Genomic DNA, 11,992 nt, shown 5'->3' on the forward strand with positions numbered 1-11,992 from the left:
AGGGCGTGCGAGTGGTACCGCGGTACCAGTGGACCGCCGAAGAGTCCCCCGTGGTCCCAGAGCCGGAACCGGATGGCCTCATAGCGTTCGAACACAGACGTCGCGGTGTGATCGCGGCCGAGTTCGAGGAAGGCCCACATCCATGATCGAAGCTCGTGAGCTGACGAAGCGGTACGGGGACAGGACGGTGGTCGACCGGCTGAGCTTCACCGTCAAACCCGGTGAGGTGACCGGCTTCCTGGGCCCCAACGGGGCGGGCAAGTCCACGACCATGCGCATGATCATCGGCCTCGACTCCCCCACCGGTGGCTCGGTCACCGTCAACGGACGCCCCTACGCAGAACATGCCTCGCCGCTGAACGAGCTCGGCGCGCTGCTGGAGGCCAGGTCCGTCCACCCCGGGCGCACCGCGTTCGGCCACCTGATGGCGCTCGCGCACACCCACGGCATCTCGCGCCGCCGGGTGGACGAGGTCATCGAGCTGGCCGGGCTGGGCAGTGTGGCGGGCAAGCGGGTGGGCGCCTTCTCGCTCGGCATGGGCCAGCGGCTGGGCATCGCCGCGGCCCTCCTCGGTGACCCGGCGGTCGTCATGCTCGACGAACCGGTCAACGGCCTCGACCCGGAGGGCGTGCTGTGGGTGCGCAACCTGCTGACCGGGCTGGCCGACGAAGGCCGGGCCGTGATGCTCTCCTCGCACCTGATGAGCGAGACCGCGCAGATCGCCGACCATCTGGTGATCATCGGCCGCGGCCGGCTGCTCGCCGACACCACGGTCGACGACTTCGTCCAGCAGGCCGGCGGCGGTGGCGTGAAGGTCTCCACCAGCGAGGCCCGGAAACTGCGCTCGCTGCTGGCCGGCCCCGACATCACCATCAGCTCCTCCTCCGCGGAGGAACTGCTGGTCTCCGGGCGCGACGCCCGTGAGATCGGGGCGATCGCCGCCCAGCACGGGGTGCCGCTGTACGAACTCACCCCGCAGTCCGTCTCCTTGGAGGAGGCGTTCATGGAACTCACCAGCGACTCCGTGGAGTACCACAGCGCCCCCGCCACCACTGCCCGAGAGGCCGCCTGATGACCGCCACGACCCTTGCTCCGGCGCCGGGCCACCAGACGGTTCACAAGGTGACCGGCCGCCGGGTGCTGCGCTCGGAGTGGGCCAAGTTCTGGTCGCTGCGCTCCAGTTGGATCACCCTGGGCGTCGCCCTGCTCCTGCTGATCGCCATCGGGGCGATCGCCTCCGCCACCTACAGCCCCGATGCCGTCGCGAACGACGGGCCGCCCGGCCCGGGCTCCGGCGGCGCGAGCGACGCGATCAGTGTGGCCCTGACCGGCTTGACCTTCGCGTCGCTGGCCATCGGGGTGCTCGGGGTGCTGATCTCCGCCGGGGAGTACAGCACCGGCATGATCCGCTCCACCCTGGCCGCGGTGCCACGACGACTGCCGGTCCTGTGGTCGAAGAGCGCCACGTTCGGCGGAATCGCGCTGGTCCTCTCCACGATCGGCGCGCTGGCCGCATTCCAGCTGGGCAGTCTGGGCCTGGACGGCGAGAAGATCGCGCTGTCCCTGGGCGACGGCGGAGTACTGCGCAGCCTGGCCGGCGCCGGCCTCTACCTCGGCCTGGTCGGCGTGTTCGGCGTGGCCCTGGGGGCACTGGTCCGCTCCACCGCGGGCGGCATCGCCATCCTGGTCGGCGTCCTGCTCATCCTGTCCGGCCTGACCAGTCTGCTGCCCAACTCGTGGGAGGACACGATCAGCCCCTACCTCCCCGGCAACGCGGGATCGGCGATGTACTCCCTGCACGAGTCCTCGGATCTCCTCTCGCCCGGGGCCGGGCTCGCGGTGTTCGCCGGCTGGGTGGCGCTGACGCTCGCCGGAGCGGCGTACCGGCTGGCCCGAACCGACGCCTGATCAGCGGACCGATGACAATGGGTGCCATGACTCCGGAACCGCCGGCAGCCGCCGCGGACACTGCCCAGGGGACGACGCTCCCGGCGCCCCCTGGGCTCGACGCGGCCTGGGCGCACCCGCTCCTGGGGCGACTGCTGCGCGGGCAGAGCCGCCAGCAGCGGCTGGACCGGCGGCATCCGTGGCTGCTCGACACCGCGGTGGTGCTGGCCGTCGCTCTGGTCAGCCTGCCCGACGTGTTCTCCGGCGGCCGCGACGACGGTCCCTTCGGCGACACCGGCAACCGCGGCGATCTGCCGACCGCCGTCGTGCTCGGATTCGCCGTCGCGCTCATCGTGCCGCTGTGGTGGCGTCGCAGGGCTCCGGTTCCCACGTTCTTCGTCATCTCGGCGGTGTCTCTCGCGCAGTGGTCACTGGGGATCTGGCAGCAGGCCGGCATCAGTCTGCTCGTCGCCCTGTACAGCCTTGCCCTGCGCGGTTCACTGCGGGCGTTGGGCTGGGCCGCGGTACTGACGCTCGTCGAACTCGTACCGGCCGTCTGTTTCCTGGTGCCGGTCGAGCATCCGCTGCCCGGACTCTTCTTCCTGGTGGCGACGGCGACCGCGGCCGTCGCCATCGGCCTCTCGCTCCGTATCCGCCGGATGTATCTGGCGGCGCTGGAGGACCGGGCCGCGCGACTGGAGATCCAGCGCGACCAGCGCGTCCAGCTCACCGCCGCCGCCGAACGCTCCCGGGTCGCACGCGAGATGCACGACATCGTCGGCCACAACCTCTCCGTCATGGTCGGCCTCGCCGACGGCGCCTCGACCCTCGCCGCCAGCAGGAACGAGAACTCCGCCGAAGCCCTGCGGATCATCGGCGACACCGGGCGACAGGCCATGGGCGAACTGCGCCGCGTCCTGGGCGTTCTCCGTGAGGAGCAGCACGACGACGTACGGCCGCTCAGCCCGCAGCCGGGGATCCGCGATCTCGACGCACTGCTGGCCCGGGTCCGCGCGGCGGGACTGACGGTGACCTACCGGACGATGGGGGATCTCGACGAGCTGGGCAGCGGCGTCCAGCTCACGGTGTACCGCGTCATCCAGGAAGCGCTCACCAACACGATCAAGCATGCCGGGACGGGCTCCGCCGCCGAGGTCACCGTGGCCGCCGACGTCCGGGAAGTGCGGATCCGGGTCGCCGACACGGGAGCACCGCCCGGCGCGGGCGTGCGAACGGAGCCGGGAGTCGGCACCGGCGAACCCGGGCACGGCCTCGTCGGCATCCGCCAGCGGGCCGCCATGTACGGCGGTGCCGTCACCATCGGCCCACGCGACACCGGTGCCGGCACCGGCTGGATCGTCGACGTGGTCCTCGACGTACCCGCCGCACCCGCCCCGTCGGCATCAGGAGAACCTCTGCCATGACCACCGTGCTGATCGCCGACGACCAGCCCCTGCAACGCCTCGGCTTCCGCATGCTGCTGCAGGGCACCCCCGGCATGACTCCGGTCGGCGAGGCCGAGCACGGGGCCGAAGCCGTACGCCTGGCCGCTGAACTACGACCCGACGTCGTCCTGATGGACGTCCGCATGCCCGGCATGGACGGCATCGAGGCGACCCGTCGCATCGTCGCCGCCGGCGGTCGCAGCCGCGTGCTCATCGTGACCACCTTCGACCTCGACGAGTACGCGTACGAAGGCCTGCGAGCCGGCGCCAGCGGCTTCCTGCTCAAGGACGCCCGCCCCGAGGAAGTCGTCGCCGGAATCCGCGCGGTCGCCAGTGGCGACGCGGTGGTCGCTCCCAGCCTGACCCGGCGCCTGCTCGACGCGCACGCCCACCAGGTGCTCTCCGCCGTCGACATCCCCGACACCGACGACCCCAGGCTCCGGACCCTCAGCGAACGCGAGTACGAAGTGCTGGTCGCCATCGGCAAGGGCTGGACCAACACCGAAATCGCCGAACGCCTCGTCCTGACCGAATCCACCGTCAAGAAGCACGTCGGCCGCGTGCTCGCCAAGATCGGCGCCCGCGACCGGATCCAGGCCGTCATCCTCGCGTACGACGCCGGACTCGTCCGCCCCCACGGTGAGCACGGTCAGTCGGCGTCGGACCGCGCGATCGGCCAGGAGCGGGGCGGAAGGGCGGCCGCAGAAGACGGTGGATGAACGCCACCGGCCGTGGGCGACGACGGCCCGGCCAGTGGACCCCCCGGCCCATGACTGGTCTATCAGAATGAGGAGAGCGATGAGCAGGCGACCGGTTTGAGGGCTTGGGGGAACGAGATGCTGACCGGGATTGTGATCGACGCGCTGGATGTCACGCGCATGGACCGCTTCTGGCTGGGCGCGACGCGGGGCCTGACGGGCGGCCTGCGTTTGCGGTTCGTGCCGACCGCGGAGCCGAAGGCGGCCGTCAAGAACCGGCTCCACCTCGACCTGGCCGGGGGGCCGGACTGGAAGGCCGAGGTGGCTCGCCTGCTCACCCTCGGTGCGACGCGGGTCGACATCGGGCAGGGGGACGTCCCGTGGGACGTGCTGGCCGACCCGGAGGGCAACGAGTTCTGCGTGCTGCGTCCCGGACACCCCGGCGTGCTCGCCGACTCCGGCCTCGTCGCGATCTGCCTTGACGTCGCCGAGGAGGACCGCTCCGAGCAGTGTGCCTTCTGGCAGGCCCAGGCCGACTGGCAGGTGGTCGATTCCCACGACTGGGGCGTCCGGCTGCGCCGGAGGCCCGCCAGCACGGTCTCGATGGTGATGGGGCCGCCTGCTGCGCCGAAGGCGGCGCGGAACAGGGTGCGGCTGGAAGTCACCCGTCAGGACGGGGAAGCCGGCGAGTTCCTCGACGCCGGCGGAAACGAGTTCAACGTCACGGGCTGAGAGGTCGTTCCTCATGGTGACCGCTGGAGCGCCTGCCGGTGGCTGTGCGTCGGCCCGTCCAGCCGCGTTGGATCGGACGGCGGAGAGTGATGTGGTCCGAGTGCGGGACCGATGAATTTCGCTCGCCACCGCGGTCCCCTTGCAAGGAGGTGTTTGCGGTGGACGCAACGGCACGGCGGGAAGCGCTGAAGAAGCTGGACGTTCTGGTGGGCGACTGGGTGGTGGAGGCCGAGTTCACCGGTCTGCCGTCGTCCGTCGGGCGCTGCGTGTTCGAATGGACCCTGGGCGGGCAGTTCCTGCTCCAGCGCACACAGGCCCCGGAACCCGCGCCGGACAGTGTGGCGATCATCGCGGTGGACCCGGAGACGGGCGAGTACACGTATCACTACTACGACGCGCGGGGCGTCGTACGGCTGTACTCCATGACCTTCGCCGACGAAACGTGGCAGCTGCTGCGCGAGACGTCCGACTTCTCGCCCCTTCCGTTCAGGCAAAGGTTCACCGGACGGTTCAGCGACGACGGCGACACCATCCATGGTGTCTGGGACCGGTCGAAGGACGAGTCGGCCGCCTGGGAGAAGGACATCGTCTTCACCTACCGCAGGGGCCGCTGAGGTGACTTTCGCCGGGAACGATGCCGCATCACTGCTTCGGTGTTTCCGCAGCGTGCTGTGCAATAACGCCGTCGTCCGTTCCTGGAGGTGTCCACATACGCCTGGGAACACTGGGAGCGCATACACCGCCCCAGCCGTGCTCCTCCTTCCCAGCACAGAACGAAGGCGAGACCCCCGGCGGTGACCGCTTTGACCCGCGAGAGCACGTCGGCCGAGTCGGGTACGAAGTGAAGATGAGGCTGGAGACCGTCGTGGGTGCTCACCCAGGGACGGATGGTCGCCTCCACCAGCAGGTCGTTCACGGCTGAGCACTGCGCAGCGGAATCCATTTCGTCAAACACCCTCGCCAGGTGATCCCGCCACTGCCGAAAGTCATCGACATCGCCATCCTCGATCTCCGGCCGGCGGATCTCATGTGCCTCGAGCAGGGCTTGGATGCTCGCCGCGCTCATCACGGGGAGATTGATCAAGTCGGCGGACAGTACCGCCCCCAGGCGGCCGTAATGATTTTGCTGCACGTGACCTTCTCCGGGCGTTACGAAACTGCACGCGCCGCGGACTGACTTTCCCCGCCCGGTTCACTGACCTGGATCAGCTGGAAGTCGGAGCGAGTGACGAGCCATCCACTGCTGGTGCACCACAGGTACCGCACCATTCCCTCGGACGTGAAGTGTTCTGATACCGGTCGACAGGCCGCGGAGGAGAGCCCACAGGAGGGGCACCACCACGATCCAGGCCGCACATCTGAAATTCGTTCCATGTCCGCCAGAGTGCGGTCACGGGTCAAATACATTCAACCATTACATTTTACGACTCCGCTGTCGTCCTCCAGCACGGGGAATCACCAGGTGGATCCGGCTTTGCATCCAGCCGTCGAACCGGAACGCCTGACCGAAGGCAGCGCCTCAGCGTTGAGGCGAATCCAAGCGCTGGAGTTCGACTTGCAGGCCGTGCCGTCGAGCCAGTTCCACGGTGCCTCGCACGGCGTCCGTCAGCGCGACCCTCAGCCTGTCCAGCTCGGCAATCCGCCGTTCCCTGTCCGGCGCCGTCTCCACAGCCCGCCAGGCGGCGCGGTACGCGTCCTCCAACGGCTCCATGGTCTCGTGAAGTTCGATGATCGCGTCCAGGCCAGGAGTGATCTGGCGGCGCTGAGCGGCCATGTCCAGCCGGGCGGTGACCGAGATCAGGTCTCCCACCGACTGGACATGGGCTACTCCGACTTTCCCGCTCAGCAGGATGTCGGCCAGAACGGCGTTCCCGTGTTCTTCTCCAGGCAGCAATGTGTCATCCGTTCCCAGGAACTCCTGCCACCTGAGGGTCAGCATCAGCGGCGCTTGTGCCACGAGCATCCCAGACATGCTGATCCATCCGGAGACGCGGTTCTCCGCAGTGAAGGGCAAGCGCGCGCTGGAGCCACACGACCGGCATCAAGTCACTGGTGGCGACGGCGGCACGGAACCGGTTGCGGAGCCCCCCTGGACCGCGGGCGGTGCCTTCCCGCACGGGAGGCACCGCCCACGGTCGTTACGGGATCAGAGAGTTGTAGACCTCGACCACCTTCGACTCGAACGGTGGCGCTCCGAGTTCCTGTGCGGCTGGCTTGACCTGCTCTTCCACGAAACGCCGGAACGCGTCCTCCGACTCCCATACGTCGATGACCTGCCAGCCGCCCGTCTCGTCGGGTGCCCCGAAGTGGGCGATGAGCCCGGCGGGCGGATGGGTCCGGTCCGGGATCGCCCGGTCGAACGTCGCCTGGTAAAGCTCCTGGCTCCACCCCGCGGCCTGGTTGCGTACCAGAATCGCCATCTCGGTTCCTCGTTTCGCGTGCGAAGACGGATGTGAGCGACCCTAGATCCGAGTGCGGTAGGCAGCGAGCGGCGGCGGTGGCCATTGCGCCGTCCGAGGGGATGCCGGCCGCGCCGAGCCCTGCTTGTGATTCCCCGATCCCGATGGAGGGGCCGCGACCTGCTCGCTCAGTCCGAACCGCTCATACATCCTCGAGGTGCGGCGGACGCGGATGGCTGCGACCGTATGGGTGAAGGACGGTGGTCCGGACAGGCTAGGACGGAGGCGGTCACCATGGTGATGGCGCATCCTTCGCTCCTGCGGGAGCTGGTCGAGCGGTGCGAGACACTCAAACGGCGCCTGACGTCCGGCGGCGGCTCGGAGACCGCGCGCCAACTTGACGACGCGACGTACACGCTGTGCGTAGTCACCGGCACCCGCCAACTGGACACGGCGCTGTACATAGCCCGTCGGCAGCTGGCCGACGCCATGACACGTCAGCAGCCCCGCCATCGCTGAACAGATACTCCTCCTCCCCCGCCACCCCTGTCGCTGTGGTGAATGAGGCCGGAGTCCGTCGTGATCCTCGGTCTCCTGATCCTGAAGGCCATCTCCACGGCATCCGGTGAGAGTTCGGTACCAGGCTCGTGCCGAGAACAGGGCAAGGTACGAGCCGTGGACCGGCTCAGCTGTAGAAGTTCTTCGGCCAGCGGTGTCGGGCCAGCAGTGCGAGCTCCTCGGAGGTCAGCGGTGATGTCTCGGCGACCGCCGCGTTGCGTTCCACGTTCGTCAGTGACCGCATCCCGACGATGACCGTGGAGACCGCCCGTCCGGCGAGCGCGAACCGCAGCGCGGTGGACGCGAGCTCGTCGACGCCGATCCCCAGGTCGGCGAGGAGCGCGTCCACGCGCTTGTCCACCTGGGCGGGCCGGTCGTCCCTGAAGTACCAGTTGCGCCAGTCGCCCTCGGGGAACGTGACACCCGCGCGGATCGAGCCCGTCAGAGCTCCCTCGTCGAGTACGACCCGCCCGATCACCCCCACGCCGTACTCCTCGCAGGCCGGCAGCAACGCGTCCGACGGGGCCTGCTCGAAGATGTTGTAGATGACCTGGACCGCGTCCAGCACCCCGGTGCGAAGCACCGTGAGCACGTTCTCGGGCTGGTGGTCCTTGACGGAGATCCCGAAGAACCTGATCTTGCCCTCCTGTTTGAGGGCGTCGACCGTCTCCAGCCAGTCGCCCCGCCCGGTCCACTCGTCCTCCCAGGTGTGCAACTGAAGGAGGTCGACGTGGTCGCGGCCCAGTTCACGCAGGCTGGTCTCCAGACTTTCACGGAGGTGTGAGCCGGGGAACGCCTCCATGGGGTCGAGTCCGCTGGCCGTCAGCGAGACCGGGACCTTCGGCCCGGCCTTCGTCGCCACGTACACGTCGTCACCGCCGCCCGGCAGTTCCCTCAGTGCACGGCCGACGACGCGCTCGCTGCGGTCGTACGCCCTGGCGGTGTCGATGAAGTTGACGCCCAGATCCAGGGCACGGTGCAGGGCGCGCACCCCCGAGTCGTCGTCGGTCCCGACCCATGCTCCCTGGCCCAGCCCCCAGGCCCCGTACCCGATCTCCGACACGCTCAGCCCGGTGCGGCCGAGTTCCCGATAGCGCATGTGCTGTTCAGACTCCTTTGTCGACGGCCTACGGCGAGGGCCGTCCTTTGTGTGTCTCCCAGTGCCACGACCTGCCTGCATGACCGTACAGACGGTGGCACCCGGTCACCACCTGCCAGGAGCGCTGAAACTTTCGCTCGCACCGTGTCGACCGAGGGACAGGTCGATGCCCCGCGGAGGGGCCGCAGTGCCGGGGCGGGCTGTCGCCCCGGCACCGCCCCGGCACCGCCGCGTCACGCCTCGTCGCGCAGCCGGGCCGCCAGGGAGGTCAGCGGCTCGGTCTCCTCGGTGTGGCCCAAGGCGGTCAGGCGGGAGACCGCCGCTTCGAGGCGGGTGAGGGCGGGGGCGGGACGTTCCAGGTAGATGCCCTCCACGGCGCTCGCGAGGCGGACGCATTCGGCCCACTCTCCCGCGCCGTCGTCCTCCCGGCCCGGCTCGCCGAGCAGGACGAGGGCCTTCTCCAGTGCGACGAGGGCGTCCTCGTACGCGCCGGCGTAGGCGTTGACCCGCCCGTGCTCGTAGGCCAGGGCCGGGTCCAGGGGGCGGCCCTGGGCCTCGTACCCGGCGGCGCGGGCCTCGTCGGCGATCCGGGCGGCGTCGGCGAGGAAAGCGCGGGCGTCGGCCAGGCCGTCGGGGCCCTGCCGCTGGGCCTGGAGGCGGGCGAGTTCGCGCAGGCAGTTGCTGAGCTGCTCGTACCGCGGGGCCCGGGCGTGGGCGGCGATCGCCTGGTCCGCCGCCTCGCGGGCCGGGCCGAACTCGCCGGACTCGCCCAGGAGTACGGCCGTCTCCGCGGCGATCATGGCGTGGCTGCCCGGGTCGTCGTCCCAGCCGGCCGACTCCGCCGCGAGGGCGACGAACTCCGCCGTGGCGGCCTTGAGGTCCTCCCCCGCGTGCAACGCGCGGGCGCGGGTCAGGCGCAGCTGAGCCACGATGCGGTCGTCCAGCTCTCCGGCGGCGACGTCCGGTTCGGCCAGGAGGGAGTCGAGCAGAGCGATGCAGTCCTCGACGCGGCCCAGGTCGAGGCTGAGCTGGGCCGCGTTGCTGTAGGCGCAGAACGCGTCCGTCCGGCTGCCGCCGCGCAGGTCCACCTCCGCCGAGCGCGTCAGGTGCCGCAGTGCCTCGTCCGGGCGGCCCAGGTGCATGCACGCCTCGGCCAGATCAGCGAGGAGGCGGCTGGTGTCGACCGAGTCGGCAGGCCAGTCGGCGGCCAGTCGCAGGCCCTCGGTGAGGTCCGCGTGGGCGGCCTCGGCGTCCCGGAGGCCGAGCTGGAGCCGGCCACGCAGGCCGAGCGTGCGGGGCAGGTGCCAGGCGGGGCCGTGTGTCTTCAACCGGTCGACGATGGCGTCGATCTGGGTGACCGCGGCGGGCAGGTCGCCGCGGATGGCGTACGTGCTGGCGCGCAGCAGCAGGGCGCCGGAGATCTGCGCGGCGATGTCGTGCCGGGTGGCGAACGCGTGCAGCAGGTCCACCTCGGCCAGGACCGGTGCGGCGTGCTCCTCGCTCCCCGATGTCTGCAGACGCAGGCCGAGCGCCGTCGCCCGCAGCCGCAGCAGGCGGGCCTCCTGGTACGGGGCGAGGCCGGGCGTCTCCTCGTAAAGGCGGACCATGGACGCATGGGCGGCGGTCAGCGCGGCGGCCTTCGCCTCGGCCGCGTCTGCGCCCGGTACGGGGATCTCGGCGGTGGCAAGCAGGGCACAGGCGCGGGCGAGCGCCGCGTGACCCGGCGCTCCGGCGTCGTCGTAGAGGGCCGCGGCCTCCTCGTGGAGGTCGGCGGCGTCGGCGAACTCGTCCTTCTGGCCCGCGCGGCTCGCCTCGTCGGCCAGCAGGTCCGCGCGCAGCAGTACGAGCGGGCCCACGGCCGGGTCGTCGGGGTGGGTGTAACCGCGGCCGGCGACGAGCGTACGCAGTCGCGCCCAGCAAGGGTGTGCGTCCGGGTGCCCCTGGACCTCCAACTCTCTTGCCCGGCGGATGAGTTCGGGCAGCGCCTCGGGGACGGCGGCGGCCGTGCGGGCGGCGGGCGCGGCGAGCGGTGCGGCCGGGGCCACGTCGTCGAGGCTGCGGGGGCGCAGGGTCAGTTCCAGCGCGTCCAGCAGCGGAGCCTGGTCGAGGCGGGCCCTGCGACGGTCGGAGTGGGCCGTGGTTCCGTTGCGGGCGTCGAAGCGGGCGGCGAGGTCGTCGGCACGGCCCCGCACCTCGGCGCGCAGGCCGGCCACCGTCCAGGTGCGGCCCGCGTACCCGGCGGCGGGCAGTTCGCCGTGGCCGAGGAGTTCGACGCGCCGGAGGAGGACGTCCACGCCGGTGAGGAAGTGGAGCTGGTCCAGCGGCGACTCGACCTCCTCGAACAGGTTTCGGTTCTCCGCGAGCAGTTCCAGGCCGCGTGCCTCGTTGCCGGTCAGCGCGCAGAACTCCAGGTGCCGGCCGACCTCCCCGGCCATCGAGGGGTTGCGGCGGCAGCCCCGGTAGCCCGCGAGATGCAGTTCGCGCGCCCGGTCGGCGCTGCCGGTGCGCAGCAGGGGCAGCAGCGCGTACGACAGGGAGCGGGCCGGCTCCTCCTGGCAGGACTCCTTACCGGCGAGGACGGGCTCCCAGGCGCGCAGCGCCCGCTCGTCGTCGCCCGCGGTGAGGTGGTACAGGGCCCGCTCGCAGATCTCGCAGGCCTCGCAGTCGCTGAGCCGGGTGCGGGTGCGGCCCGCCCACAGCTCGTAGGCGAGAGTGGTCTCCTCGCCTACGTGGGCGGCGAGCTGGTACGCCTGCCCGTAGTAGGGCTGAAGTCCGAGGCCGGCCTTCTCGTAGCGGTCGCGCATCTCCGTCAGCCACTGGCGAAGGCTGGCCAGCGGTATCTCGGGCAGCGCGCGCAGGGCGTTGGACACCCACTTGAACCGCCAGAACAGCGTGTGGCGCAGGCGCTCGTCGAAGACGTCGGGCTGCTCGTCGAAGAGCGTGAGCACGCGGGCGAAGACGACGGGTGACTTCCGGGGTTCGGCGCCGTACGTGTACGCCTCCTGGAGTTCGAACAGGGCGTGGATGAGCGCGACGGGCTCCGCGAACTGCTCGGCGGCGTCGACGAGTTCCTCGGCGATGACGGTGCGGGTGCGGCCGTAGGGGCGCCGGTCGTTCTCCTTGAGCGCCTCGTACAGCTCGTCTGTGCTCTGGGGGTGGGGTGCGGTCGGCATC

The 11,992-nt window shown here is 70.5% G+C and carries 13 protein-coding genes; 8 read left to right on the forward strand and 5 right to left on the reverse strand.

Annotated features, from left to right (window positions below; translation table 11 throughout):
• Positions 1-142: 142 nt before the first annotated feature.
• The 6 genes from ACWBNA_RS05085 (at position 143) to ACWBNA_RS05110 (ending at position 5,376) form a co-directional block, all read left to right on the forward strand.
• The gene (locus tag ACWBNA_RS05085; protein ID WP_482702711.1) at positions 143-1,072 is read left to right on the forward strand and encodes an ABC transporter ATP-binding protein; all 930 of its coding nucleotides are present in this window, start codon (positions 143-145) and stop codon (positions 1,070-1,072) included.
• Positions 1,072-1,908, forward strand: coding sequence for an ABC transporter permease (locus tag ACWBNA_RS05090; protein ID WP_482702713.1), 837 nt, complete (start codon positions 1,072-1,074; stop codon positions 1,906-1,908). The genes ACWBNA_RS05085 and ACWBNA_RS05090 overlap by 1 nt, the downstream gene beginning before the upstream one ends.
• A 26-nt stretch (positions 1,909-1,934) precedes the next feature.
• Complete coding sequence (locus ACWBNA_RS05095) at positions 1,935-3,311, forward strand: sensor histidine kinase (protein ID WP_482702716.1); 1,377 nt, start codon at positions 1,935-1,937, stop codon at positions 3,309-3,311.
• Positions 3,308-4,051, forward strand: coding sequence for a response regulator (locus ACWBNA_RS05100; protein ID WP_482702718.1), 744 nt, complete (start codon positions 3,308-3,310; stop codon positions 4,049-4,051). Before ACWBNA_RS05095 ends, ACWBNA_RS05100 begins: the two co-directional genes overlap by 4 nt.
• A gap of 117 nt (positions 4,052-4,168) precedes the next feature.
• A complete protein-coding gene (locus ACWBNA_RS05105; RefSeq protein ID WP_482702720.1) occupies positions 4,169-4,762 on the forward strand; it encodes a VOC family protein in 594 nt (197 codons plus the stop codon).
• A 158-nt stretch (positions 4,763-4,920) separates the two neighbouring features.
• Positions 4,921-5,376: a hypothetical protein gene (locus tag ACWBNA_RS05110; RefSeq protein ID WP_482702722.1), complete on the forward strand. Its 456-nt coding sequence runs from the start codon at positions 4,921-4,923 to the stop codon at positions 5,374-5,376.
• Here the strand turns inward: ACWBNA_RS05110 and ACWBNA_RS05115 are convergent.
• Positions 5,358-5,828: a CGNR zinc finger domain-containing protein gene (locus tag ACWBNA_RS05115; protein ID WP_482702982.1), complete on the reverse strand. Its 471-nt coding sequence runs from the start codon at positions 5,826-5,828 to the stop codon at positions 5,358-5,360. The genes ACWBNA_RS05110 and ACWBNA_RS05115 overlap by 19 nt on opposite strands.
• Here ACWBNA_RS05115 and ACWBNA_RS05120 point away from each other — a divergent pair.
• Complete coding sequence (locus tag ACWBNA_RS05120; protein ID WP_482702993.1) at positions 5,727-5,939, forward strand: hypothetical protein; 213 nt, start codon at positions 5,727-5,729, stop codon at positions 5,937-5,939. The genes ACWBNA_RS05115 and ACWBNA_RS05120 overlap by 102 nt on opposite strands.
• A 342-nt stretch (positions 5,940-6,281) precedes the next feature.
• Here the strand turns inward: ACWBNA_RS05120 and ACWBNA_RS05125 are convergent, their stop codons facing one another.
• A complete protein-coding gene (locus ACWBNA_RS05125; RefSeq protein WP_482702724.1) occupies positions 6,282-6,725 on the reverse strand; it encodes a hypothetical protein in 444 nt (147 codons plus the stop codon).
• A gap of 175 nt (positions 6,726-6,900) precedes the next feature.
• Positions 6,901-7,182, reverse strand: coding sequence for a hypothetical protein (locus tag ACWBNA_RS05130; protein WP_482702726.1), 282 nt, complete (start codon positions 7,180-7,182; stop codon positions 6,901-6,903).
• Between the two features lie 273 nt (positions 7,183-7,455).
• Here ACWBNA_RS05130 and ACWBNA_RS05135 point away from each other — a divergent pair, with 273 nt between their 5' ends.
• Entirely contained in the window at positions 7,456-7,680 is a 225-nt protein-coding gene (locus tag ACWBNA_RS05135) for a DUF5133 domain-containing protein (protein WP_482702728.1), read from the forward strand.
• A 166-nt stretch (positions 7,681-7,846) separates the two neighbouring features.
• Here the strand turns inward: ACWBNA_RS05135 and ACWBNA_RS05140 are convergent, their stop codons facing one another.
• Positions 7,847-8,818 (reverse strand): aldo/keto reductase, encoded by a 972-nt coding sequence (locus tag ACWBNA_RS05140; RefSeq protein WP_482702730.1) that lies wholly within the window; start codon positions 8,816-8,818, stop codon positions 7,847-7,849.
• Between the two features lie 233 nt (positions 8,819-9,051).
• Positions 9,052-11,991 carry a hypothetical protein gene (locus ACWBNA_RS05145; RefSeq protein ID WP_482702731.1) on the reverse strand — a complete coding sequence of 980 codons (2,940 nt, stop codon included), beginning with the start codon at positions 11,989-11,991 and terminating at the stop codon, positions 9,052-9,054.
• Position 11,992: the final 1 nt, after the last annotated feature.

Source organism: Streptomyces sp. Q2, from assembly GCF_056820935.1.